Origin of the sequence: Alcaligenes sp. 1735tsa3 (assembly GCF_024134565.1) — a bacterium.
Taxonomy (GTDB): domain Bacteria; phylum Pseudomonadota; class Gammaproteobacteria; order Burkholderiales; family Burkholderiaceae_B; genus Alcaligenes; species Alcaligenes phenolicus.
The window spans coordinates 3,974,012-3,998,205 of the sequence record NZ_CP099862.1 but is presented as its reverse complement, the minus strand read 5'-3'; the positions used below and the strand labels follow the sequence as shown (position 1 = coordinate 3,998,205).

Sequence of the window (24,194 nt, the reverse complement as noted above, 5' to 3'; positions counted from 1 at the left end):
GGCGGGCTTGTCGCATCTAAGTGCTGGTCCGCTCGAAGTTTTTAGTAGCTTATCTGTTCACGGAAATTATATAGAACTTGTTTTAGCCTTCAAGGGCAGGGTATGTCCCTAGAAGACAAGGTTGGACTAAACGCTACAAAAGCCGTAATGGGGCAAGGCTTGAATTACAATCGCCGACTATGACTTTGTTCCAGAACCGATCACTTACTCAGGCCCTGCGTCAGCGCATGGCCAGCTTGACCAGTCAGCTGCAACAATTGCCCCCACCGGGCAGCCGCCCTGTCACTGTAGATGGGCGCGTTGCCGGATGGATCACCCCCAAGGCCGCTCGTTGTATCGAGCCTTTGCCAGGGGTCTCGATTGAAGAAGATGTCTTGCGTCTGAGCGATTGCCCCAGCCAGGAATTGAGCTTGGCTCAGGTCCTGGATCAGGTCGCCTTGCGTTTGCAGGAAGGCGGTTGCATTCGGGCCTGGCGTGACGAGTTGCTGGACGTGGTCGGAGAAGGGCAGTGCCTGTCGCGCATTGAACGCGGTGCGGTACGGCCCTTGGGCTTTTTGACGCAAGCCGTGCATTTGAATGGCTGGTCCACAGACGGCCGTATCTGGGCCGCACGTCGTTCACCCACCAAGTCAACAGACCCGAATATGTGGGACACGCTGGTCGGTGGATTGGCGGTCAGTGGCGAATCGCTGCATACCTCTCTCATACGCGAAAGTTATGAAGAAGCGGGGTTGGCCGAGTCCGTGCTGGACAATTGCACCCCTTTGCGTGTGTCCTTGCGCATGCACCGTCGCCTGCCGGAAGGCTATCAGGTGGAGAACGCCCTGGTTAGCGATTGCGTGCTGGCCGACGATGTACGGCCCTGCAATATGGACGGCGAGGTTAGTGAGTTTCGCTTATTGACGCTGGATGAAGCCTGGCAAATGATAGAAGCAGATTTGTTCACCCTGGAAGCGCAAGTGGTGCTGATCGACAGCATCAAGCAGCATCTGGAACAGCTGGCCTGAACCTGGGAGTCACTGGGCAGGCATCAACCCGATGGGAGCTACGCATGAACCCGAATCCTTTTGGTATACCTGATTTCAATGCCCTGGGCGGCGGCAACAATCCCTTGCTGCGCAGCATGGACATGATGGCGCAGGCTTGGAAAAACATGGCCAGCGGCGGGGCGGGCGATTTGAGCTCGGGCATGATGCCCAGCTTGTCCCCCGATGATCTGGATCGTCGTATTCGTGACTTGCGTGCCGTGGAAAGCTGGTTGCAGCTGAACCTGTCCATGCTGAGCACGACCATCCAGGGGCTGGAGATTCAGCGCTCCACCTTGGCGGCCATCAAAACCATGGCACAGCAAGGTACACAGGCTGCGGGCGGGAAAAATCCCTTTGAAGCCTTTATGGCCTTCAATCCCATGGCAGCGGGTGCTGCGGGTGCAGATAATGCAGCCGGTGCCAAGGCGCAGGCCAGCAAGCCGGAGGCGGCCGCGCATACGGCATCCCAGTCAGCAGCGGCTCAGCCCTCGCCACAGTCTCAACAGGCTGCGCCACAGCCTGAAGCGGCTGCCAAGCAGGACAGCCCCAAAGATAAACAGCCCGGTGCTCAGCAGGAAGCCGGTGCAGGCAATCCCGCTGCGCAAGCGTGGTGGAACATGCTGCAACAGCAATTTGATGCCATGGCGACCGCCACAGCCGCATCGATGCAGCAGGTAGAAAACTATCGCCAGCAGGCGACCAAGGCCAAAGCGGCTGGCTCGGCCAAACCCCCTAAACCGGCAGCTGCCCATGCCCAGACGTCGGCCAAGACCAGTGCTCCGGCAGCAGCCAAGCCGGTGAAAACGGCAGCGAAAGCCGCCACTAAAACTGCGGCCAAGGCGGCCACCAAAACGGCGGCTAAAAAAACCGCCACGCGCAGCACCAAAAGCAGTACCAAAAAGAACTGATCGACCAACCTTGTAGGTAAATTTTTATGCTTAATATCGTGATTCTGGCAGCAGGCATGGGCAAGCGTATGCAGTCTGACCTGCCCAAAGTACTGCATCCTATCGCCGGCAAATCCATGCTGGCCCACGTGCTCGACAGCGCACGTGAACTGGAGCCGGAAAAAGTTGTGGTCGTGGTGGGTCATGGCGCCGAGCGCGTTCAGCAAACCTTCGCACAGGCCGAGCTGGCCTTTGCCTTGCAGCAACCTCAGCATGGTACGGGCCATGCAGTGCAACAGGCCGTGCCTGAACTGGTCGGTGGCGACCAGGAAGATGACGCCACGCTGGTTCTGTATGGCGACGTTCCTTTGGTCCAGGCTGACACCTTGCGCCGCTTGCTGCAAGCGCGTGGCCAAGGCGTGGCCGTGCTGACCGAAACACTGGCAGACTCTACCGGCTACGGCCGCATCATTCGCGGTGCAGATGGCACCGTACAGCGCATTGTCGAGCACAAGGATGCCAGCGAAGCCGAGCGTGCCGTGAAGGAAGTGAACACCGGCATTCTGGTAGCCCCGACGGCGCGCCTGAAAGATTGGCTGACCCGCATCACCAACGACAACGCTCAGGGCGAGTACTACCTGACCGACATCATTGCCTTGGCGGTTGCCGATGGCGTGCCCGTGCAGGCAGCTCAGCCAGCTGCTGGTTGGGAAACTTTGGGTGTGAACAGCCGCATTCAACAAGCCGAACTGGAGCGTCTGTGGCAAGCAGAACAGGCTCGCCGCCTGCTGGAAAAAGGCGTGACCTTGGCCGACCCGGCCCGCTTTGATCTGCGCGGCACGCTGGAGTGTGGCCGTGATGTGTTCATTGATGTGGGTTGCGTGTTTGAAGGCAAGGTTGTGTTGCAAGACGGCGTGCGTGTCGGCCCGCATAGCGTGCTGCGTGACGTGACGATTGGTGCCGGTACGCAAATCGAAGCTTTCAGCCATCTGCAACAAGCCCAGGTTGGCGAAGAAGCCCGTATCGGCCCTTACGCCCGTCTGCGCCCTGGTGCTGTTCTGGCCAATCACACCCACGTGGGCAACTTCGTGGAAATCAAGAACACCCAGCTGGGTGAAGGTTCCAAAGCCAATCACCTGGCCTATATCGGTGATGCCGATGTGGGGCAGCGTGTGAACATTGGCGCAGGCACCATCACCTGCAATTACGATGGCGTGAACAAGTTCCGCACCGTGATTGGTGACGATGCCTTCATCGGCTCGGATACGCAGCTGGTGGCTCCGGTGACGGTAGGCCGTGGCGCAACGATTGGCGCGGGTACGACCCTGGTGCGCAATGCACCGGATGATCAGCTGACCTTGTCGCGTTCGGAACAGCGCAGCGTGTCCGGCTGGAAGCGCCCGGTTCGCAAATCTTGATGTGTGTTAGCCCATCTTCGGTATTTCTCCCTTTGCATCGCAAGGGGAGCATTGCTGCTTGCTCTTGTGGCACACAGTGCCCGGATGGGCTGATTCTGGATCGTCGTCATGCGCATTCTGCAGCTTAACTTCGAGCGCGGCTGGCGCGGTGGCGAGCGGCAAACCCTGCTGAGCATCCAGCAGATGCAACAGGCTGGTCATCAGGTCAGTCTATTGGCCCGACGTGATGAAGAGTTGGCCAAGCGTGCTAAAGAGCAGGGCGTGAGTGTGGTGGAATGCGCCTCCGTGGGTGCCGCGCTGCGTTATTTACTGGTGCATGGCCGGGGTTTTGATATCGTCCATTCCCAAACCGCGTCCTGCATGAGCTGGCTGGCCTTGCTGCATTTCTGGTTGCCCAAACGGGTGGTCTTTACGCGTCGCACGGCTTTTCCGATTGACCGCAAACGCGTCGAGCAACGTAGCGGACAGCAGCCAGACAGCGCTTTGACTTCCAAGGAACGACGCACGCGTTGGAAGTGGCGCAAGGCGGATCGTTTGGTAGCGATCAGCCAGGCAGCAGCGGCAGAGCCGCGTCGCCTGGGCTTTTCCGTAGATGTGATTCCTAGTGCCATCGAGTACGTCGAGCAGGATGAGGCCTATGTGAACCACTTGCGGCTGCGGTGGAATCCGCAGGGCTTGCACGTTCTGGGGACGATGGCGGCACTGACGTCCGAGAAAGACCCCCAGACTTTGATACGCGCGGTTCATGCCTTGTATCAGCGTCGTCAGGACTTTGTGTTTTTGCATTTCGGTGCGCCTGGCTCCGAGACCTCGGCGGCACAGGAACTGATTATGCAGTTGGGCCTGGAAGACTGCTACAAGCTGGCTGGCTTTGAAGCCCGCCCTGAACAGGCTTATCGCTTGATGGACGGCTTTGTCTTGAGTTCCCGGCATGAAGCCCTGGGCTCCAGCGTTCTTGATGCGTTCGTGTACGGCGTGCCCGTTACGGCCACGATGGCGGGCGGTTTGAGTGAGCTGCTGGATAATGGCCGTGGCAAGTTATGCGCGGTAGGGGATGCACAAGCCATTGCACAGGCTCTGGATGACACTTTGAGCAATCCGACAGCAGCGCGGCAACAGGCAGCGCTGGCGCATCGCTGGGTGCAGCAGGAGCATGACCCCGCTGTCATGGTGCAGCGTTACTTGCGTCTGTATCAGCAACTGGTACAGCAACGTGTACGGACCTGAGCCCGGCTTACATCTTTGGTGCAGGTAAAGGCACCCGCGTCTCGAACTTGGCCTGATGAATCGAAAAGAAGCTTCGTATATTGCGGATATTCGCCTGACTGGTGAATAAAGCGTGAGCCAGCTTGTGATACGCCGTCATGTCGCTGACCTGCAAGATCACAATGAAATCCACCCCGGTCGAGACGCGATAGCATTGCGTCACTGCTGCTTCGGGGGCCATCAGGCGCTCGAATTGCTGCAGGTATTCTTCACCCTGACGGTCCAGCGTAATCTCCACAATGGCCGTCAAGCTGGGGCCCAGTTGCTCCGGGTCCAGCAAGGCAACCTGCCTGCGAATTACCCCTTGTTCGCTTAAACGACGTACTCGCCGCAGGCAGGTTGGGGGAGAGGCATGCACGCGCAAAGCCAGCGTTTGATTGCTGATGGAAGCATCATTTTGCAGTTGCTCCAGAATGCGTAAATCCAGCTCGTCCAGTTCAATCATGACAATGTTTATCTATCTATGATGAAATAAAATTCCGTTAAATAAAATGAATTTTGTTTTTCTTTCATTTTGATTATTAAATGAAATTTTAATTCATTTCAGAAAAAAAATAGACATAAAATTTTTCGTGTTTCAGATCAGAATAGGCGGATTGAATTGATTAGTTGGCCCATCGAAAGGGGCCATGAACAGGAGTTGGCTATGTGTGGAATTGTTGGCGCGGTAGCGCAACGCGATATTGTCCCCGTGCTGCTGGAAGGTTTGAAGCGTCTGGAATACCGGGGCTACGATTCTTGCGGCGTTGCTGTTCATGCGCAGGGCCAGTTGTTGCGGGCACGCAGTACTCAGCGCGTGGCCGAGCTGCAAGAACAGGTCAAGGCAGATCATCTGCAAGGCTTTACCGGCATTGCTCACACTCGCTGGGCAACGCACGGCGCGCCTGCTACTCACAATGCTCACCCTCATTTCTCCGGCAAGGGCAAAGCGCGTATTGCGCTGGTGCATAACGGCATCATTGAAAACCACGACGAATTGCGCGCCGAGCTGCAAAGCATTGGCTACGTGTTCGAGAGCCAAACCGACACCGAGGTTATCGCTCACCTGATCGACCACCTGTACAACGGGGATCTGTTCGAGGCCGTGCAGCAGGTCATCCGTCGCTTGACTGGCGCTTACGCCATTGCTGTGTTCTGTCAGGACGAACCTCACCGTGTAGTGGGTGCTCGCCATGGCTCGCCTCTGGTTGTGGGCGTGGGCCAGAATGAAAATTTCCTGGCTTCGGATGCTCTGGCATTGGCCGGCACGACCGATCAAATCATCTACCTGGAAGACGGTGATGTGATTGATTTGCAGATCAATAAAGTGTGGATCATGGACAAGGACGGCCGCGCTGTTGATCGTCCGGTACACACCGTACATCTGCACACCGCAGCCGCTGAATTGGGCCCATACCGCCACTTCATGCAAAAGGAAATCTTCGAGCAGCCCCGCGCTGTAGGCGATACCTTGCAAGACATTGAAAGCGTCACACCCGAGTTGTTTGGTGACCAGGCCTACAAGGTTTTCCAGGACATCGACAATGTGCTGATTCTGGCTTGCGGCACCAGCTACTACGCCGGTCTGACCGCTCGCTACTGGATTGAGTCTCTGGCCAAAATCCCCGTCAATGTGGAAATTGCCAGCGAGTACCGCTACCGCGACAGCGTGCCCAACCCGCGCACTTTGGTGGTGACGATTTCCCAGTCCGGCGAAACGGCTGACACGCTGGCCGCCTTGAAACATGCCCGCAGCCTGGGCATGGAACAGACCCTGACCATCTGCAACGTGGCCACCAGCGCCATGGTGCGTGAGTGCAAGCTGTCCTACATCACCCGCGCTGGCGTGGAAATTGGTGTGGCTTCCACCAAAGCCTTCACCACCCAGTTGACCGCCTTGTTCCTGCTGACCATCGCGCTGGCTCAAGTCAAAGGTCACCTGAGTCAGGAGCAGGAAGGCGACTACCTGAAAGCCCTGCGCCACTTGCCTACCGCTATCGCGGCTGTGCTGGCTCTGGAGCCACAGATCATGGCCTGGGCGGATCGTTTTGCCAGCAAGGAAAACGCCTTGTTCCTGGGCCGTGGCATGCATTACCCCATCGCCATGGAAGGTGCGTTGAAGCTGAAAGAAATCAGCTACATCCACGCCGAAGGCTACCCAGCTGGTGAACTGAAGCACGGCCCTCTGGCCCTGGTCACCGAAGCCATGCCCGTGGTCACTATCGCCCCACGTGATGAACTGCTGGAAAAGCTGAAATCCAATATCGAAGAAGTCCATGCACGCGGTGGTGAGCTGTACGTGTTTGCTGACGCCGATACCCGCATCGGCAGCAGCGAGCGTGTGCATGTGATCCGTATGCCAGAGCACTACGGCAAGCTGTCCCCCATCTTGCACACCGTGACCCTGCAATTGCTGGCGTATCACACGGCTTGCTCGCGTGGCACGGACGTGGATAAGCCACGGAATTTGGCCAAGAGTGTGACTGTCGAATAAGTTTTTCAGATTACATCGACCGTAAAGAGCCGCTTATGCGGCTCTTTTTGCATTCTTCGCCGTTTGGCAATTTTCGAGTGGTTTTTATAGGGAAATAAATCCTGCGAAAGAGGGTGAGCCTTGCCTGAAAGCCAGTTTATGTGTCGCTCCAAACCCACACCGCTAGCGGATTTAGCAGCCTGCACCATATAATAATTGATAACGATTCTCATTATCTAGCGGTGCGGAGTACCCTCGTGTCATCTTCAGTTCTTCCCTTGTCAGGCGTGTATTCGGCCGAGTCGGTCGAGTCACTTTACTGCGACCACCATAGTTGGTTGCAGCGCTGGCTGCATCACCGTTTGGGTGGGGCAGATCAGGCGGCTGACTTGGCGCAGGACACATTTGTGCGTTTGTTAAGTAGCCGTTCCCGCTGGCAATTTGCCAGTCCCGGCGAGGCCCGCGCCTACTTGCGTAAGACGGCACAAAACCTGTGCATCAATCTGTGGCGACGTCAGGAAATTGAGCAGGCCTGGCTGGATATTCTGGCTGCTACACCCGAGAACTTTTACCCTTCGGCAGAACGTCAGGCCATGATTTTGCAGGCGCTGGAAGAGATCAGTGTCATGCTCAGCAGCCTGTCTCCCAAAGCAGCCAAGGCGTTTACCCTGGCCGTCATTTGCGAGATGACTGATGATGAGGTCGGTGCAGAAATGGGCATTTCCGGCCGCATGGTGCGCAAGTACGTGGCACAAGCCATGTTGGGCTGCATCAGCCTGCATGCTTGCCAGACCGTCGCCGAATTGCGTCAGGAACCTCAATACTAAGCCTCATGAAGCACGGCTCCAGTTTTTCTTCTCCCGCTACACCTCCCCACGCCGTTTTGATGCAAGCCGCTGAATGGTATGCCTGCCTGCGCGATGGCAAAGCCAGTGCGGCGCAGCGCTCTGCCTGGCAGAACTGGCTCAAACAGGACGAGATGCACAGCACCGCTTGGCGTTATGTGGAGGAAGTCAGCCGCAGTTTTGAGCCTGTGCGCACCACGCCGGATTCGCGCCGTGTGGTAGAGAAATTGCATACGGCTAACGAGCGTTTGCATCAGCGCCGTCGCGCGCTGACCAGTGTCGCCGTACTGGCAGGCACGGGAGTTCTAAGCTGGCTGGGCTGGCGTCAGTCCTGGCTGCCCTCCAGTGTTCTGGCTTTGGCGGCTGACCACTCTACACAAACCGGAGAGCAGAACCAGATTGTGCTGGCAGACGGTTCCCGGCTGTGGCTGAACACCGCCTCTGCGATTGATGTGCAGTTCACTGCGCAGGTTCGCCATATTGTTTTGATCTCCGGCGAGATCTTCATTCAGACGGCCAAAGACGATACGGACAGACCGTTCACTGTTCAAACTCCGCAGGGCAATATGCGTGCCTTGGGCACGCAATTCAATGTGCGTATGGACAAGGACTGTACGCAGCTGGCGGTCTACGAAGGGGCCGTGCAGGTGTCTACGGCAAAAGGTCAAAACACCGCCACGGTACAGGCGGGCAAGCAGGTGCACTTTAGTGCGCAGCGTATCCGGCAAAGCATGGACGCCGATCAGGCGCGTGAGGCCTGGACCCAAGGCGTACTGGTGGCTGACAACATTGCCTTGCGTAGCGTGATCAAGGAATTGAGCCGTTACCGCAAAGGCTATCTAGGTGTAGATGAGGCAGTGGCCGATCTGAAGGTCTATGGCAGCTTCCCCATTCATGACACGGACCGCGTGCTGAAAATGCTGGCTTCAGCATTGCCGATTCGCATCGATCAGCCCATGCCCTGGTGGACCAGTGTGCAAGCTCTGGATTGATTGAGCAGGGCATTTCACCAACGATGGTCATAAATAATAAAAATAAAAACCTATCAGATTCAAAGGCTTGCCGGATTTTGGCCAAAAAACCTCAAAAAAGATGCAAAAGCAGGTTCCGGGTTTTGGAGACTTGGTGGTTTTAGACAGTAAGAGGACCTGATTGGCGTGAGGCCAATGAAGCAGGAGGCAGCCCGCCGTGGCTGCTCAGTACTGAACATCAACGCAAGAACATCGTTCAGGTTCATCGTTTTTATTGTGACTGACCCGTGTTTTTGAAGGATGTCTCCTTATGCATCGTCGCCCCGATCCCCTTTCCCTGTCCAAGGATGCAGGATCGCATTGCGCCCCTTTGCGTCCACTGGCCTTGGCCCTGTATGTCTTGATGGCCGGTAGCGCGTTTATTGCCAGTACCTCGCCTGCTCAGGCGGCCACGCAAAACAGCCCGACGGCAGACAAGACACAGCGTTATGACATACCAGCGGGCCCCTTGAGCCGGGTGTTGATGCGCTTCTCGCAAGAAAGCGGGGTCTACCTGGTCGGCGCAGGTAGCGTGGCCGAAGGCAAGCAAAGCGCGGGCCTGAAAGGGAATTACAGCGTGGTGCAGGCTTTGGATACTTTGCTGGCAGGCACGGGCATCAAGTATTCGCGTGATGCCAATACCGTCAATTTGTGGCCCGTCACGGAAACCACTCAATTGGCCCCCGTGCGTGTGCAGGGCACCTTGAATCGGGCGACTGAAGACACAGGCTTGTACACGCTGAACGGTACCAGCAGCACCGCGACGCGCTTGAACATGGACACCCAGCACACGCCGCAATCGGTCAGTGTAATGACGCGCCAGCAAATGGACGATTTCGGCCTGACCAGCTTCGATGATGTGATGAACTTTACCACCGGCGTGACGGCCAATACGGCTGCGGTGGGAGGCGGGTTTCAGTTTCAGGCCCGTGGCTTTGACATCAGCAATGTGCAAGTGGATGGCGTGCAAAGCAGCTACCGTGCTGCCGGGCGTGGAGCGTTTAATCCTATTTCTCTGGATATGGATTTATACGACCGTGTGGAAGTCGTGCGCGGAGCGACAGGTTTGTTGTCGCCTACCGGCGAGCCCTCCGCCTTGATCAATTTGATTCGCAAACGTCCGCAAGCAGAATTTGGCGGCAAGTTAAGCGCCCACTATGGCTCCTGGAACGACAAACGCGTAACGGCGGACGTGACCGGCCCGCTGACTGAAGACGGCCGTTTGCGTATGCGTGTTATTGGTTCGCGCAAGCAGGCGGATTCCTTCATGGATCGCCAGGACCACAAGAACGATTTGCTGTCCGGCATGCTGGAATTTGACCTGACAGACAGAACCTTGCTGACCGCTGGCTACGACTACCAGACCGCCAAGCTGCGAGGCGAAGGCAATATGGGTGTGCCCTTGTTTACCAGCGAGGGCGACCGTATTGACGTTTCGCGCTCCATGTCGCTGGTGCCGGATTGGACCTACTGGGACAAGAAGCATCAAAACGCTTTCTTCTCGGTCGAGCATGAGTTTGAAAACAAGTGGAATGCCAAGCTCAGCTACAGCCATCAACGTGACGATGGTGATGCCTTGATTACTGGCCTGGGGCAAGGCGTGAACCCGGTGGTGCGCCCGGACGGATCCGGCATTGGCATCCGCGCCAACCTGGCCGCCAATGGCTATCGCCATCAGGACAATCTGGAGTTGTCGGCCAATGGTCCTTTCGAGCTGTTTGGCCGCGAGCACCAGCTGATGTTCGGTTTTAACGGCACTCGCAAGCGTGACACCACGTACACCATGCAGGTCAGCGATACCCGCAACTGGTTCATCCCCAATATTTACGACTGGGACGGCTATATGCCCGAGCCCAGCGTCAGCCGCACAGGTGAATGGAACCGGGTCCACACACGCGAATACGGTTTCTTTGCCGGCACGCGCCTGAACATTATTGATCCCTTGAATGTGATCATGGGCATGCGCTTGTCGGACTACAAAACCTACCGTGACAACTACGGTAAAACCGGCCAGTTCACCGGCGTGTCCAACGAGCTGCGCAACCGTAATGAAATTACGCCGTACTTTGGGGTGACGTATGACATCAACCCGAACCTGACGGCCTACGCCAGTTATACCCGCCTGTTCCAGCCGCAAAGCTACAAGGACATCAACGAGAACTTCCTGGATCCCATTACCGGGGTTAACCGTGAAATTGGTCTGAAAGGCAGCTTGATGGAGGAGGCCCTGCAGTTCTCCCTGGCCGCTTTCGAGACCCGTCAAAACAATCTGGCCGTGCTGGACCCTTCGGTGCCGGATGACTTCCTATTGCCTGATGGCAGCCGCCCCTACGTGTCTTCGGGCGCTGGCAACAAAACCAAAGGTTTTGAAGTGGAGCTAAGCGGCGCACTGACCAACAACTGGAATGTGTTTGCTTCTTATAGCTACGCCAGCACTAAAAACGGTGAAGGCGAGCGAATCAACACCTACATTCCCAGCCAAACCTTCCGTCTGGGCACCATGTACCAATTCTCCGGTGCGTTGCAAGGCTTGAGCGCCGGCGCCACCGTGAACTGGTTTGGCAAGCGTGATCTGTGGACGGCTGGCCGTCCTTATACGGCCAGCAACGGCAAGGCGCTGGAAGACACCCACAGCAGCTATGCCCTGGTTGGCCTGCACGCCAATTACCGCGTGAACCAGCATTGGAATGCCAAGCTCACGGTAAACAATTTGTTCGACAAGCGTTACTACGACAACTTCGTGATCTTCCGGGCACGTTACGGCGCGCCGCGCAATGTGCATCTGTCCATTGATTACCAGTGGTAATTCCTTCCCCCACTTTTATCGAGCCTAAATTATGACGTCGTCTACTACTCGCCATCTTGTGCGTGGTCTGTACCTTGCTATTGCAATGAGCTTGTCGGCCGGCTACGTACACGCCAAAACTCCTGCCCCTGCAGGCTATCAAGCCGTTACCCAAGCACAGATCATGCAAAAACCGACTGCCGCCGAAGTTCTGGAAATCGTCTTCAGCCCTGCGCAATCCAGCTTGTACGTGTCCTCTCCCAACTGGAAGGACGAGACCTTGTCGCGCACGCTGGTGCTGGACCCCAAGACCCTGGAAATCAAGCAAGAGATTCCCATGGAGGCCAAGAGCTTTGGGGTAGCCCTGGATGATGCCGCCAACCGCCTGTATCTGACTCAAGGTTTCAACGGCACGATTGCCGTGGTTGATACCGTCAAGAACGAGGTCATCAAGCGCATTCGGGTGCAGGAAAAAATCAATTTTCAGGACACCATCAACGCGGCTGATTTTGGCCAGGCACGCAAAGACGGTTTGCTGAAGATGATGGAGCGTTTCAAGATTACCGAGGACTTCCAGTACAAGACGCGTGAACTGGTCGTGGACAAGAAAAACCACCGTGTGTTCGCGCCTGGCTTGGGCCTGGGTTTTGACAGTGTGCTGTTCGTGGTGAATACCCGGACCATGGAACTGGAAAAAGTGCTGCCCGGCTTTGGCTATAACGTCGTGGGCATCACCCTGGATGAGGCCAATAACCGCTTGTTTGTCTCCAATATGCAGGGCCAACTGATGGTCGTGAATACCCAGACCTTGAACATTGATCAGGTCTTGGAAATTGAGGCCGACCAGTTGCTGAACCTGGCGTATGACCCGGCGCAGAACCGATTGTTCGGGGTGGACCAGGGGATTGACCGTGATGACGCGCGTAACCTGCATCTGGAGCGTGAATACAAGCGCCGCAGCGCTGGTCATCAAGTATTTGTGCTGGATGCATCCAACGGTAAAACCCTGGCAACCATGCCTACCGGCGAAGTGCCTATTGGTGTGCGTTTTGACGCCGAATCCCAGCGTCTGTTTGTCGCTAACCGAGGCGGTGTGCGCGAGAAAGAGGGCAAGGGTTCGGTCAGTATTTTCGATACGGTGAACTACAAGCCGCTGCAAACCATTGAGCTGGCTCCACACCCCAACAGTCTGGAATACATCCCCGCTGAAAAAGCCTTGTATGTGTCGGTGAAGAACGACGGCAACAGCAAGGAAAAAGGGACTAAAGAGCGTATGGTGCGCATCCAGTTCTAAAAGGCCAAAGTAGCCTGATTGATTGACAAGGTGGGAACCAAAGCCCGGGTTTGGCGTGATGCCGAACTCGGGCTTTTTTACGCGTATGGATTGCTTGCGAAATTTATTCGTGATCTATAAGATTAGATATCTAATTAAATGGCATGCTCTATGTGGAAAGGGTGAAACAGTGCTGCAGTCTTGCGCTGCACGCAGTTTCTTTGTTGCCCCACCTGTAAACGCTACATATCCAATTCTTCAGTCCCTATTACGTCTCCTCAGTGAAAGGAAAACAGCCCATGTCTCATTATTTGATCGAGCTTTACACGCCTAATGCCAAGTGGAATGCCTTGCCCGTCGAGCAGCGCCAGTCTTTCCTGGCAGGTCTGCAGGAGGCGATGGGTGGCCTCTCCACCCTGGGTATTGAAGTGCTGGCTCTGACCGCTACCGAGCACGATATTGACCAGGCCAGTGAGCACCGCTTTATGGGTGTGTGGCGCTTCCCTGATCAACAAGCTTGCCAGGCTTTGCTGGCTGGCATCAAAGCCAGTGGTTGGTACGTGTATTTCGACCATGTGAATGCAGCGGGTGCACAAGGGGGGTTTGCTCAACACTTGACGGAGCTGGCTAAGGATTCTCAAGCTGTTTGAGGGTTAGCAAGTAAGGCTGGATAGTTAAAAAACGTTCATAGATAAGAGTTTATGTGATATAAACGGTTATCTATGAACGATAATTGTTGTCTGCACCATGCCCAAGAAACTCGCTCCTACTCCGTTTTACCTGCCAGCCGTCGAGTCACGGACTCTGGTGTGGGGGCGCTGCATTCGTACTCAACGTGTTGCTCAGAAAATTACAGCTCAAGTCTTTAGTTCAAGAGTCGAGGTCTCAGAAAGTACATTACGCCGAATGGAACGAGGCGATCCGGCTGTGGCAATGGGGAGCTATTTGACTGCCTTGGCAGCGCTTGGTCTGCTCGAATCCATCGTGCCTATGCCTGATGCTCATTGGAGCAGTGGAGATATGAAGGGGCGCGCAAGACTGGACAGAGATGACGATGAGTATTTCTAAGCCTTTATACGTCTATTTGCAGCGGCCTGACACGGGGCAATGGGTGACCGTAGGTCGGTACATCCACGACTCGTCAGCTCAGCTTGGCCAATTCATTTATGCGCCTAGCTATCAGGATGCAGGTCTGCCATGGTCAATTGATCCAGTGAACTTACCGCTGAGTGGCTTTGTTCCTATTCAGGCGAGTCGCTATGGTGGCCTGCATGATGCGCTACGTGATGCGTGTCCCGACGCCTGGGGCCGGTTACTCATTCAAAGGCAACACGGATTAAGTGATCGTTCTCCAAACCATGCCTATCTTCTGAAGGCTGGTAATGCGGAGCGTTGGGGAGCATTGGCGGTCGGCTCTTCGCCTAAACCCTCGATCGCAGAATTGTCCGCACCGCCCATCACAGAAATTGAAAAGCTGAGCGCAGAGCTGCAAGCAATGCAGCTGCGCCGCCCTCCGGTGGACCCGCATTTACGTCGCCGGCTGATGGCCACACCCAGTATGGGTGGAGCCAGACCGAAAGCAACCGTTCGTGATGGTGATCAGTTCTGGCTTGTGAAACCGATCCTGCCATCTGATACCGAGGATATTCCGCGTCTTGAACATGCAACTCAAGAGTGGGGCCGGGCAGTGGGCTTGAACTTTGCCCAAACCGCGTACACAGGTTTGGGTGAGGACTCCGCCCTGAGTGTGATGCGCTCATTGAGGTTTGATCGCCAACATGGCCTTAGGATCATGACATTGAGTGCGGCATCCTTGCTGCAGACGGAGTATCCCGGTCATTCAGGCTCATCGGCCTGGAGTTATCCCAACTTGGCCAGAACGTTGACGATGATAGGTGCCCCTCAGGAGGACGCCATTGAATTGTTCTGTCGCATGATTTTCAATGCGGTCATTGGCAATGATGATGATCATCCCCGCAACCATGCCATTCATTATCTTCATGATCAGGGCCGGTGGCGTTTGACGCCCGCTTTTGATGTCGTTCCCAATCCAGATTTCACCCCTCAGTATCTGGCGATGGAGTTGAGTCATGGAAGCCGCCAGATCAGTCGAGCCAATGCGTTACACGATGCCAAAGCCTTTGGCTTGTCAGGTGATGAAGAGGCGGCGGAGCTGCTTGATCGGCTGCTGGACAGGATAGAAGGGCAGTTTGATCAGGTGCGTCTCCTGCTCGGACCTCGTTTGGAGGCGCTCATGCAGGAGAGGTTGTCTGAAGGATTGCGGCGCATGCGCATTAGGTAGCTACTCGGACATGCCCGAGAAATGCCCCAAAGTTTTGATTTGAGGTACTTGCGAAGCCCTGATTCGGCGTCATGCTGAGCCAGGGCTTTCAATCGCACAAACACAGTGATCAATAAATCGCACGCGGTGCATCCGCCTAGCATGCAAAAGAAGCGTCCAGCCCTTCTTGTCTTGTATTCCCTATAACTCGATTGCTATGGCCCTTGCTATTGGTTGCATCGATAGCCAGTGCGAATTAATCGATTTGTCCCCCTTGGTATGCCTCTCTACGATGACTAGTAACAATAAGGAGGCAAACCATGACGGCGTATTTTTCCAACCCGGTTCGTACCTGCTTCGGCCCGGGAAGTTTGAATGAAATTTCTACCTTGGCGGCCAACAAGAAAGTCACCTTGGTGACCTTTCCGGAGGCTCGTGGGCTGGGTTTGGTTGAGCGTATCGGGAATTTGCTGGGCGACAGGCTGATTCATGTTGTCGAAGATGTGCAGCCAAATCCCGATGTCAGTTACTTGAAGGATGTCTACGAGTCCTTCTGGCAGCAAGCCGGGCAAACGGACATTGTGCTGGCCGTGGGCGGGGGCAGTGCCATTGATACGGCCAAGGCGCTGATTGTGGGGACTCAGACGGGCACCTTCCAGGAACTGCTGAATCTCTTGTCCACCGGCAAGGCTTTTACTCCTGTTCAGGTCAAGTCCTTGATTGCGGTGCCTACAACCGCAGGGACCGGCAGCGAGGTCACTCCGTGGGCCACGATCTGGGATCAGCAAGCACAGAAAAAATACTCTTTGCATCTGGAACAAACCTGGCCTGCCGTTGCCATTATTGATCCGGAGTTGATGCTGACAGTACCGGAAAAAGTGACAGTCTCGACCGGGCTGGATGCCTTGTCGCACGCCCTGGAGTCGATCTGGAATGTGAATGCCAACCCCATTTCCGACACCTTTGCGGTCTCTGCCATTCAGGACATCCTTACCTATTTGCCCTTGCTGCAGAAGGATCTGGGTAATATCCAGCTGCGCTCCAAAATGGCGCTGGCGGCCTTGAAAGCGGGCATGGCGTTTTCCAATACCAAGACCGCCCTGGCGCACTCCATCTCTTACGAAATGACCTTGCGTCACGGCTTGCCGCATGGCATCGCCTGCTCCTTTACCTTGCCCTTTGTACTGGGCCTGGCCTGGGGCTGCGATCCATCTCGGGATCTGGTGTTTGAAAGCCTGTTTGGCCCTGATCGCAAGCAGGCTCAAGCTCATTTGCGGGACTTCTTGCTCAGTGTGGGCGTCAAGACCGAGTTTGAGGACTACGGCGTAGGGCCAGACGAGCAGGCTGCCATGATTACTTATGCCTTGCAGGGTGCACGCGGCAAGAACTTTATCGCCGCTTGAATCATAAAAAAAACGAGAGACAAACGAATGAAGGGAGAGAGGAAAGATTCCCCCCCTTCTCATACCGCATGAATAGAGCATTCCTCTGGCCTGGCTTGCCAGCAGCGGGGGAGTGAAAGGAGCTGGTTATGAATCACGCAACAAGTCTGTCGGGGGCCACGGCGGCATCCGGGTCTTCGTTTCGTCGAGCCCAATGGCGCATGCTGCTGGCCGCGATGTTCTGTTATCTGTTTTTCTATACCGGGCGGCAGACTTTCGGGTTTGCGATTCCGGGCTTGAAAGAGGAGTTTGGCTTTAGCAGTGCTGCCCTGGGCTGGGTATCGGCCGCCTTGTTATGGGCCTACGCCATTGGACAAGCCATCAATGGCAATCTGGCGGACAAGTATGGCGGTCGTCGCATCATGTCTGCTGGCGCGATTCTGTCGTGTGGCGCGAACTGGGTAGCCAGCTTTGCCACCGGCTTTTTCAGCCTGATCATTCCCTGGGGTGCCAATGGCTACTTTCAGGCGCTGGGCTGGGCACCGGGTAGTCGCCTGATCTCCAACTGGTGGGGTGTGTCCGAGCGCGGCAAGGCTTATGGCTTATATGTGTTTGCTGCAGGCTGTGCGTCGATTCTGTCGTATGTCACCTCGATCGTGGTGATCGATGTCATGCATCTGGACTGGCGCTGGATTTTCCGCCTGCCCGTATTGCTGATGTTGCTGGGCGGAATCGTGTTTTATCTGGTTGCTCGCGAGCGGCCAGAGGATATGGGTTTTGAGCCTTTGGCCGATACGGGAGTGGCCAATGCCAACGATCAGGCCAAGGCTCTGGAAGGTGAGAAGGAGTCCTCCTGGGAGCGTTACAAGGCTGTTCTGAAAAACAAGCGCCTGCTGATTGCGGCCTTGTCCCTGGGCTTTCAGAATGCAGCCCGATACGGCTTGATTGTCTGGGTGCCGGTCCATTTTCTGGGCGCGGACTGGAAGACGGGCGATAGCCTGATTGATCCCAAGTGGATCACGATCGCTCTGCCAGTGGGCATGGCCGTTGGAGCGCTGAGCAATGGCTGGATTTCAGACCGCCTGTTTGGCTCCAAGCGTTACCTGGCCATCATGCTCTATACGAGCCTGGGTGCCTTGACCAGCCTGTGGATGTGGACCTTGCCGGTTCATAGCACTTTGGGCCTGGTGGCGCTGTTTCTGTGCGGTTTCTTTGTGTATGGACCCGCTTCCAGCTTCTGGGCCTTGTGTCCCGATCTGGTGGGAGCCAAACGTTCGGGCACGGCAACCGGTGTCATGAACTTTTCTTCCTATCTGTTCGCCGGTCTGGCCGAGCCCATGATCGGGAGCGTCCTGGATTCGACGGGGGATACCTCGCTGATCTTTGTGATTGTGTTGATTGCGTGTGCCTGCAGTGCACTGGTGGCACTATTCATACGTCGTTAATCATCACTCCTGAGGCTTGTCCATGCACCAGTACCACAAATGGTTGAGATCGTTTTATGCCGTCGCCCATACCGGCGGTTTCACCTCGGCCGCACGTTATCTCAGCATTGGGCAGCCTACCGTCAGCGAACAAGTCCGGGCTTTGGAAAAGCGTTTTGATGTCGAGCTGTTTTATCGCTCCGGCAATCAGCTGGAACTGAGCTCGGCCGGACAGCAGCTCTACGAGATCACCAAGCCCTTGTTTGATCTTGAAGAGGAAGCGGTGCAATTGCTGGAGAGTTTCAAGCAGCGTAAATCCGGCCTGTTGCGAGTGGGGGCGGTCTCGCCACCTATCGCGATGGATCTGATATTCAAGCTGGGGCAGAACAATCCGGATATTGAATTGAAAACCTACTTTGCCTCGGCCAGCGAGGTGCTGGAAAAGCTGTACGACTTTGATGTGGATGTGGCCTTGCTGGCGCATCCCAAATCAGATCCAAGCTTGTACACCCGGCTTTACCAGCGCTATCCGGTGGTGGCTGTGGTGCCCGAAAAGCATCCCTGGTGCTCGCAGGGTCGGGTATCGGTTCAGCAGCTTCAGGATGAGCCCGTCGTGCTGAGGGAGCAAGGTTCACGCACCCGCCAGATTATTGAGGAGGGTTGCAGGCAGCATCAGATCAGGATCAATTGCGTGATGGAACTGAACAGCCGCGAGGCCATTGTGCATGCCATACGTAAAGGGCTGGGCATTGGTTTTGTCTCAGCGCCGGAGTATGTGGATATTCCCGGTACCCGGCTGATTACGTTCGACCAGCATCCTTTTTATATCGACTACTACCTGTGCTGCCTGGAATTACGAAAAGACCGACCACTTATTAATGATTTGTTCATGGATCTGGAATCCACCCATTAGCTTGTTTACACAGCATTTCGCGTTTGGAGAACGATGATGACGTATCAGCAACCCCAACAAGTACAGGCCGTTATTTTTGACTGGGCAGGCACTGTCGTTGATTTTGGCTCTTTTGCACCCACGCAGATTTTTGTCGAGGCTTTTGCCGAGTTTGGTGTGCAAGTGTCTTTGGAAGAAGCTCGTGGCCCCATGGGGATGGGCAAGTGGGATCACATTCGCACCTTGTGCAACGTGCCCGAGATTGCCGAGCGCTATAAAGCCAAGTTTGGCCGTGTCCCCAGCGACGACGATGTCACGGCGATTTACGAGCGCTTCATGCCTTTGCAGATCGAAAAAATTGCCGAGCACTCGGCCCTGATTCCGGGGGCACTGGAAGTGATCTCCAACCTGAAAAGTACCGGTGTCAAAGTAGGATCCTGTTCTGGCTACCCCAAAGTGGTCATGGATAAAGTGGTCGAACTGGCAGCGAAAAATGGCTACATGGCAGAATGCGTGGTCGCAACGGATGAGGTGCCCAATGGCCGCCCGTACCCGGCCCAGTCGCTGGCCAACGTGATTGCCTTGGGTGTGTCGGACGTGGCCGCCTGCGTCAAAGTAGATGACACCTGGCCCGGCATTGTGGAGGGACGCAGTGCGGGAATGTGGACCGTGGCACTGACCTGCTCGGGCAATGCTCTGGGCCTGACCTATGATGAGTTCAAGAAGCTGCCTGCCGACAAGCTGCAAAGCGAACGCGAGCGTATTGGGGCCATGTTCAGCGATTCGCGCCCGCATTATCTGATCGATACCATTGTTGATCTGCCCGAGGTGCTGGCAGACATCAACCGCCGCTTGGCCAATGGGGAAATGCCTCAAAGCAGCTGATTTGCTGCACCGCATCTCAAGGAAAACCTCCATGTACGGCGGCTAAGCATGGCGGCACACTGAAAGATAGGCCACGCCCGCCCGGGGCTTGGCCTATTTTCGGGATGAGGTCTGATGCAGTCTTCACATGTGGCACACGTCCAAGAGATCACGGCTGTTTGGCAGGGCAGCCTGTCCCGGCGCGATCAGGCTGTGGTCCATAGCTGGAGACGATGCATCGAGCATCACAGACTGGACCCGGCGCAGGCTTGCGAGGCCTATATCGTGCCGGACTCCCAATTGCGCGAGCATCGTCAGCAGTCCGAAGCCCTGATCAATATTGCGCGCTCCGGGCTGGAGCGTCTTTATCAGCAGGTCTCCGGGCTGAATTACGTGCTGCTGCTATCTGATAACAAGGGCGTCACGGTTGATTTCCTGGGCTCGGATGGACAGCGTGATGCCTTGCGGCAGGCCGGTCTGTATATGGGCTCGGAATGGTCTGAAGAGCGTGCAGGAACCTGCGCGGTGGGCACTTGTCTGCACACGGGCGAGGCCCTGACCATTCACCAAAACGATCATTTCGATCATATGCACGCGCCCCTGTCTTGCACGGCGGCGCCTATCTATCATTACGACGGCGAGCTGGCTGCGGTGCTGGATTTATCCTTGCTGCAGTCGCCGCAGGCCAAGGCCAGCCAAGGTTTGGCCCTGCACCTTGCCAATGCGGCGACCCGCCGTATTGAGCTGGCCAATTTGATGGCCTGTCACCGTCAGGAATGGATTCTATGTTTGTCGCAATCGCCAGAGTTTCTGGATATTGATCCGGAAGCCGCTATTGCGATTGATGGCTCTGGCCGTATCAAGGGCATGACGCATACGGGTGCCCGGATTCTGGCGCGGGCAGCGGGGGTGGACTGGCGTAATCCTGCGGATCTGCTGGGGCAGAGTTTGATGCGCTTTCTGCATCTGGAAGTGGATCAGTTACCGACCTTGATGCGCTATCGCCCCACGCAGGAGCGAGTCGTCATGGCGCGGGATGGCAGTGTGCTGTTTGCCCATGCCATTGAACCCCGACGTGTGTTGAGCAACCGGTCTGTGGGGATGGATGGGGCAGCCGTGGATGCCGCCTTGCCACAAGCCTTGCGAGGTTTGGCAGGCACAGATGCGGCCATGCAGTCCATGCTATTGAAAGCCGCGCGTTTGGCAACGCGGGAAATGCCGGTGTTGTTGCAGGGCGAGACAGGTTCGGGCAAAGAGTATTTGGCACGTGCGATTCACACGGCTAGCGGCCGTGGCGGGCATTTTGTGGCCCTCAATTGTGCGGCCTTGCCCGAGAGCCTGATTGAAAGCGAATTGTTTGGCTATCTGGCCGGTACGTACACCGGCGGTGCTGCACGGGGCCGTGCGGGTTTGATCGAGGCGGCTGATGGAGGCACCCTGTTCCTGGACGAGATCGGCGATATGCCGCTGGCCCTGCAAAGCCGTTTACTGCGGGTGCTGGCCGAATCCGAGGTGATGCCACTGGGCGCACGCACAAGCAAGCGCGTGGACCTGCGTGTGATTTCAGCCAGCCACCATGATTTAAGTGCCTTGGTAGAGCAAGGCCGCTTTCGTGCGGATTTGCTGTATCGCTTGAATGCGGCAGTGCTGGCCTTGCCCGCTTTGCGTCAGCGTAGTGATCTGGAATGGTTGGTGCAGCAGATATTGCATCGGCGTAATAAAGGCGATGTGCCCGGTTTGTCTCCCGAGGCCTGGCAAGCGCTGCAAGCCTACGAGTGGCCGGGTAATTTACGCGAGCTGGACAATGCGCTGGTGCTGGCATTGGCCTTGGCGGAAGGTTCCTGCATTGAGGTGCAGGATTTGCCGGAGGCCTTGCGAGAGCGGCGTCTGGCCACATCTACAGGCAGCCCAACGGCCGCAGCTGTCTCTGCCGGAGAATCGTCCTGGCAGCAGGTTTTGCAGGCCTGTGGCGATAACGTCAGTGCGGCGGCCCGGCAACTGGGTATCAGCCGGTCCACTTTGCATCGTTATATCAAACGGGCAGGCGTAGCTCGCCAAGAGTCGCCCTCTGACACAGGTTGCGACACCTGATGCACCACCTGTGTCACCGCTGGCACAGTTTCACCGCCTTAAAACAGGCAGCACCCCTTTAAAACAAGCCACTCCCGGTTTGGCACGGTGTTTGCTATGTACTCCATAGCTGGGCAACAAAAGCCCGGCGCAACATTAAAACGATATGGAGACAAATCATGCAAACACAGCAGCAACTGCAGCCGTCTGCGCGACAGTTGGACACGGTTCTCGAACAACTGACCCATGCGCTTGCCAGCAATGCACCGGACGATGCGGCAGCCCTGTTTGCCGAAGAGTGTTTTTGGCGTGATCTGGTCATGTTCACCTGGAATATCCGAACCATGGAAGGGCGCGACCAGATCCGCGACATGCTGACGCAGCAGCAACAAGGTGCCGTGTCAGCCAGGTTCGAGCGCGACAGTGCCGAGCCGGTCAGTGACGACGGCCAAGGTCTGGTGGAGGGCTGGTTTCGTGTGGAAACTGACGTGGCGCGTGGCTACGGCCATATTCGGGTCAAGGACGGGAAGATCTGGACCTTCCTGACCACCATGTCGGAATTGAAAGGGCACGAGGAGCCTTTGGGTGTGCGCCGCCCCATGGGGGCCGAGCATGGCATTCGCCGTGGGCGTCAGACCTGGCAGGAACGTCGTCAACAGGAGCAGGCTGAGTTGGGCACGACCGAGCAGCCTTATGTGCTGGTGATCGGCGGCGGGCAGGGTGGTATTGCGCTGGGCGCGCGCCTGCGGCAGTTGAATGTACCCGCGCTCATCATTGATCAACATGCCCGCCCTGGCGATAGCTGGCGCAAACGCTACAAGTCGCTGTGCCTGCACGACCCCGTCTGGTACGACCACCTGCCTTACATGCCTTTCCCCGATAACTGGCCTGTCTTTGCACCCAAGGACAAGATTGGCGACTGGCTGGAAATGTACGTCAAGGTGATGGAGCTGAATTACTGGAGCAGCACCGTATGCAAGAAGGTGCGCTACGACGAGTCCAGCCAGACCTGGGAAGTGGAGATCGAACGTGATGGCAAGCCCATGACGTTACGGCCACAGCAATTGGTCTTTGCTACGGGCATGTCCGGCAAGGCGAATGTGCCCAGCATAAAGGGGCAGGATGTGTTCAAGGGTGAACAGCAGCACTCCTCGCAGCATCCCGGACCGGAAGCATATGCGGGCAAGAAAGTAGTGGTGATCGGGGCCAATAACTCGGCGCACGATATTTGCGCGGCGCTGTGGGAGGCGGGGGCAGATGTCACCATGGTGCAGCGTTCGTCTACCCACATTGTGCGGTCCGACTCCTTGATGGAGATCGGCTTGGGAGATCTATATTCTGAACGGGCACTGGCATCGGGAGTCACCACGCGCAAGGCAGATTTGCTCTTTGCCTCTCTGCCGTACCGCATCATGGCGGACTTCCAGATTCCTGTGTACGACAAGATCCGCGAGCGCGATGCACAGTTCTATCAGAAGCTGGAGGAGGCAGGCTTCATGCTGGATTGGGGTGACGATGGCTCCGGTTTGTTCATGAAGTATCTGCGTCGTGCTTCGGGCTATTACATCGATGTGGGCGCTTGCGAGCTGATTATTGATGGCAGCATCAAGTTGAGGTCTCGGACCGGTATCAGTCATTTGACCGAGAACGCTGTGGTGCTGACAGACGGTACGGAATTGCCTGCGGACCTGGTGGTGTATGCCACCGGCTACGGCTCCATGAATGGCTGGGTGGCCGATCTGGCAGGCCAGGAAATGGCGGATAGGGTAGGCAAGTGCTGGGGTTTGGGTTCGGAAACCACCAAAGATCCAGGGCCCTGGGAGGGCGAGCAGCGCAATATGTGGAAGCCAACGCAACAGCCGAACTTGTGGTTCCATGGCGGCAATTTGCATCAGTCGCGTCATTATTCCCAGTACCTGGCCTTGCAGCTTAAAGCGCGTCAGGCGGGCTTGCCGGTGCAGGTTTACGGGATGCAGGAGGTGCATCATCTGCGTTGATCGATAGTGACTTTGTTGTTTGGGTGAGAGTGCGCAGTCTGCACCTTGTTCTGATTTTGGCCAGATTATCAATTCGATGATCTGGCTTTTTTTTCCGCTTGTTAGCTGCGGTGGGCGTGTTTGCGCGGCAAGCATCGCGGCCCAGGCGGTGGTTTTGTTAGCAGCCCTGCTAAATTTTTTACTTTATGTATCTGCCCTGAGCGGCTCCTCTCCAGTGAGCGAGGCTCTGCTTGACTGCTCTGTTCGTGCCCAGAATTTTTCGCGTCAAAGGGGCCTCCGTTTCTTCGGCAGGAACGTATGGAAACCAGCCGTGCTGCGTC

General features: G+C 56.2%; 18 protein-coding genes. 17 read left to right on the top strand and 1 reads right to left on the bottom strand.

What is annotated here, in order from left to right; genetic code table 11:
• Nucleotides 1-179: 179 nt before the first annotated feature.
• The 4 genes from NIZ92_RS18405 to NIZ92_RS18390 all read left to right on the top strand — a co-directional run bounded on the left by NIZ92_RS18405 (nt 180) and on the right by NIZ92_RS18390 (nt 4,560).
• Nucleotides 180-1,007 (top strand): NUDIX hydrolase family protein, encoded by an 828-nt coding sequence (locus NIZ92_RS18405; RefSeq protein ID WP_009457498.1) that lies wholly within the window; start codon nt 180-182, stop codon nt 1,005-1,007.
• A gap of 44 nt (nt 1,008-1,051) precedes the next feature.
• Nucleotides 1,052-1,936, top strand: coding sequence for a PhaM family polyhydroxyalkanoate granule multifunctional regulatory protein (locus tag NIZ92_RS18400; RefSeq protein WP_009457503.1), 885 nt, complete (start codon nt 1,052-1,054; stop codon nt 1,934-1,936).
• A 26-nt stretch (nt 1,937-1,962) separates the two neighbouring features.
• Complete coding sequence (gene glmU, locus NIZ92_RS18395; protein WP_035269735.1) at nt 1,963-3,333, top strand: bifunctional UDP-N-acetylglucosamine diphosphorylase/glucosamine-1-phosphate N-acetyltransferase GlmU; 1,371 nt, start codon at nt 1,963-1,965, stop codon at nt 3,331-3,333.
• A 108-nt stretch (nt 3,334-3,441) separates the two neighbouring features.
• On the top strand, nt 3,442-4,560 hold the full coding sequence (locus NIZ92_RS18390) for a glycosyltransferase family 4 protein (RefSeq protein ID WP_254002419.1): 1,119 nt from the start codon (nt 3,442-3,444) through the stop codon (nt 4,558-4,560).
• A gap of 7 nt (nt 4,561-4,567) precedes the next feature.
• Here NIZ92_RS18390 and NIZ92_RS18385 read toward each other — a convergent pair whose 3' ends face one another.
• Nucleotides 4,568-5,044 carry an Lrp/AsnC family transcriptional regulator gene (locus NIZ92_RS18385; RefSeq protein WP_052159272.1) on the bottom strand — a complete coding sequence of 159 codons (477 nt, stop codon included), beginning with the start codon at nt 5,042-5,044 and terminating at the stop codon, nt 4,568-4,570.
• A 201-nt stretch (nt 5,045-5,245) separates the two neighbouring features.
• Between NIZ92_RS18385 and glmS the strand changes: the two genes are divergently transcribed.
• The 13 genes from glmS (at nt 5,246) to NIZ92_RS18320 (ending at nt 23,874) form a co-directional block, all read left to right on the top strand.
• A complete protein-coding gene (gene glmS, locus NIZ92_RS18380; RefSeq protein WP_254002418.1) occupies nt 5,246-7,072 on the top strand; it encodes a glutamine--fructose-6-phosphate transaminase (isomerizing) in 1,827 nt (608 codons plus the stop codon).
• Nucleotides 7,073-7,308: 236 nt separating this feature from the next.
• Nucleotides 7,309-7,878 carry a sigma-70 family RNA polymerase sigma factor gene (locus NIZ92_RS18375; RefSeq protein ID WP_301555091.1) on the top strand — a complete coding sequence of 190 codons (570 nt, stop codon included), beginning with the start codon at nt 7,309-7,311 and terminating at the stop codon, nt 7,876-7,878.
• Nucleotides 7,879-7,883: 5 nt separating this feature from the next.
• Nucleotides 7,884-8,888, top strand: coding sequence for a FecR domain-containing protein (locus NIZ92_RS18370; RefSeq protein ID WP_254002417.1), 1,005 nt, complete (start codon nt 7,884-7,886; stop codon nt 8,886-8,888).
• Between the two features lie 289 nt (nt 8,889-9,177).
• Complete coding sequence (locus tag NIZ92_RS18365; protein WP_254002416.1) at nt 9,178-11,712, top strand: TonB-dependent siderophore receptor; 2,535 nt, start codon at nt 9,178-9,180, stop codon at nt 11,710-11,712.
• 31 nt (nt 11,713-11,743) lie between these two features.
• On the top strand, nt 11,744-12,985 hold the full coding sequence (locus tag NIZ92_RS18360; protein WP_254002415.1) for a YncE family protein: 1,242 nt from the start codon (nt 11,744-11,746) through the stop codon (nt 12,983-12,985).
• 278 nt (nt 12,986-13,263) lie between these two features.
• The gene (locus tag NIZ92_RS18355; protein WP_254002414.1) at nt 13,264-13,614 is read left to right on the top strand and encodes a DUF6616 family protein; all 351 of its coding nucleotides are present in this window, start codon (nt 13,264-13,266) and stop codon (nt 13,612-13,614) included.
• Between the two features lie 404 nt (nt 13,615-14,018).
• Nucleotides 14,019-15,266, top strand: a complete 1,248-nt coding sequence (locus tag NIZ92_RS18350; protein WP_254002413.1) for a type II toxin-antitoxin system HipA family toxin — start codon at nt 14,019-14,021, stop codon at nt 15,264-15,266.
• A gap of 299 nt (nt 15,267-15,565) precedes the next feature.
• The gene (gene psrA / locus NIZ92_RS18345) at nt 15,566-16,648 is read left to right on the top strand and encodes an iron-containing alcohol dehydrogenase PsrA (RefSeq protein WP_254002412.1); all 1,083 of its coding nucleotides are present in this window, start codon (nt 15,566-15,568) and stop codon (nt 16,646-16,648) included.
• Between the two features lie 128 nt (nt 16,649-16,776).
• Nucleotides 16,777-18,072: an MFS transporter gene (locus tag NIZ92_RS18340; RefSeq protein WP_035269757.1), complete on the top strand. Its 1,296-nt coding sequence runs from the start codon at nt 16,777-16,779 to the stop codon at nt 18,070-18,072.
• Between the two features lie 22 nt (nt 18,073-18,094).
• Nucleotides 18,095-18,964 carry a LysR substrate-binding domain-containing protein gene (locus tag NIZ92_RS18335; protein WP_035269759.1) on the top strand — a complete coding sequence of 290 codons (870 nt, stop codon included), beginning with the start codon at nt 18,095-18,097 and terminating at the stop codon, nt 18,962-18,964.
• 36 nt (nt 18,965-19,000) lie between these two features.
• Nucleotides 19,001-19,828: a phosphonoacetaldehyde hydrolase gene (phnX, locus tag NIZ92_RS18330; protein WP_035269761.1), complete on the top strand. Its 828-nt coding sequence runs from the start codon at nt 19,001-19,003 to the stop codon at nt 19,826-19,828.
• 114 nt (nt 19,829-19,942) lie between these two features.
• On the top strand, nt 19,943-21,898 hold the full coding sequence (locus NIZ92_RS18325; RefSeq protein WP_254002411.1) for a sigma-54-dependent Fis family transcriptional regulator: 1,956 nt from the start codon (nt 19,943-19,945) through the stop codon (nt 21,896-21,898).
• 158 nt (nt 21,899-22,056) lie between these two features.
• The gene (locus tag NIZ92_RS18320; RefSeq protein WP_254002410.1) at nt 22,057-23,874 is read left to right on the top strand and encodes an NAD(P)/FAD-dependent oxidoreductase; all 1,818 of its coding nucleotides are present in this window, start codon (nt 22,057-22,059) and stop codon (nt 23,872-23,874) included.
• The last annotated feature ends 320 nt before the right edge of the window (nt 23,875-24,194 follow it).

What these genes read in the sequence shown, in the direction of transcription:
- NIZ92_RS18405 (WP_009457498.1), top strand. Translation starts at nt 180, where the DNA reads ATGACTTTGTTCCAGAACCGATCACTTACTCAGGCCCTGCGTCAGCGC.
- NIZ92_RS18400 (WP_009457503.1), top strand. Translation starts at nt 1,052, where the DNA reads ATGAACCCGAATCCTTTTGGTATACCTGATTTCAATGCCCTGGGCGGC.
- glmU (WP_035269735.1), top strand. Translation starts at nt 1,963, where the DNA reads ATGCTTAATATCGTGATTCTGGCAGCAGGCATGGGCAAGCGTATGCAG.
- NIZ92_RS18390 (WP_254002419.1), top strand. Translation starts at nt 3,442, where the DNA reads ATGCGCATTCTGCAGCTTAACTTCGAGCGCGGCTGGCGCGGTGGCGAG.
- NIZ92_RS18385 (WP_052159272.1), bottom strand. Translation starts at nt 5,044, where the DNA reads ATGATTGAACTGGACGAGCTGGATTTACGCATTCTGGAGCAACTGCAA.
- glmS (WP_254002418.1), top strand. Translation starts at nt 5,246, where the DNA reads ATGTGTGGAATTGTTGGCGCGGTAGCGCAACGCGATATTGTCCCCGTG.
- NIZ92_RS18370 (WP_254002417.1), top strand. Translation starts at nt 7,884, where the DNA reads ATGAAGCACGGCTCCAGTTTTTCTTCTCCCGCTACACCTCCCCACGCC.
- NIZ92_RS18365 (WP_254002416.1), top strand. Translation starts at nt 9,178, where the DNA reads ATGCATCGTCGCCCCGATCCCCTTTCCCTGTCCAAGGATGCAGGATCG.
- NIZ92_RS18360 (WP_254002415.1), top strand. Translation starts at nt 11,744, where the DNA reads ATGACGTCGTCTACTACTCGCCATCTTGTGCGTGGTCTGTACCTTGCT.
- NIZ92_RS18355 (WP_254002414.1), top strand. Translation starts at nt 13,264, where the DNA reads ATGTCTCATTATTTGATCGAGCTTTACACGCCTAATGCCAAGTGGAAT.
- NIZ92_RS18350 (WP_254002413.1), top strand. Translation starts at nt 14,019, where the DNA reads ATGAGTATTTCTAAGCCTTTATACGTCTATTTGCAGCGGCCTGACACG.
- psrA (WP_254002412.1), top strand. Translation starts at nt 15,566, where the DNA reads ATGACGGCGTATTTTTCCAACCCGGTTCGTACCTGCTTCGGCCCGGGA.
- NIZ92_RS18340 (WP_035269757.1), top strand. Translation starts at nt 16,777, where the DNA reads ATGAATCACGCAACAAGTCTGTCGGGGGCCACGGCGGCATCCGGGTCT.
- NIZ92_RS18335 (WP_035269759.1), top strand. Translation starts at nt 18,095, where the DNA reads ATGCACCAGTACCACAAATGGTTGAGATCGTTTTATGCCGTCGCCCAT.
- phnX (WP_035269761.1), top strand. Translation starts at nt 19,001, where the DNA reads ATGACGTATCAGCAACCCCAACAAGTACAGGCCGTTATTTTTGACTGG.
- NIZ92_RS18325 (WP_254002411.1), top strand. Translation starts at nt 19,943, where the DNA reads ATGCAGTCTTCACATGTGGCACACGTCCAAGAGATCACGGCTGTTTGG.
- NIZ92_RS18320 (WP_254002410.1), top strand. Translation starts at nt 22,057, where the DNA reads ATGCAAACACAGCAGCAACTGCAGCCGTCTGCGCGACAGTTGGACACG.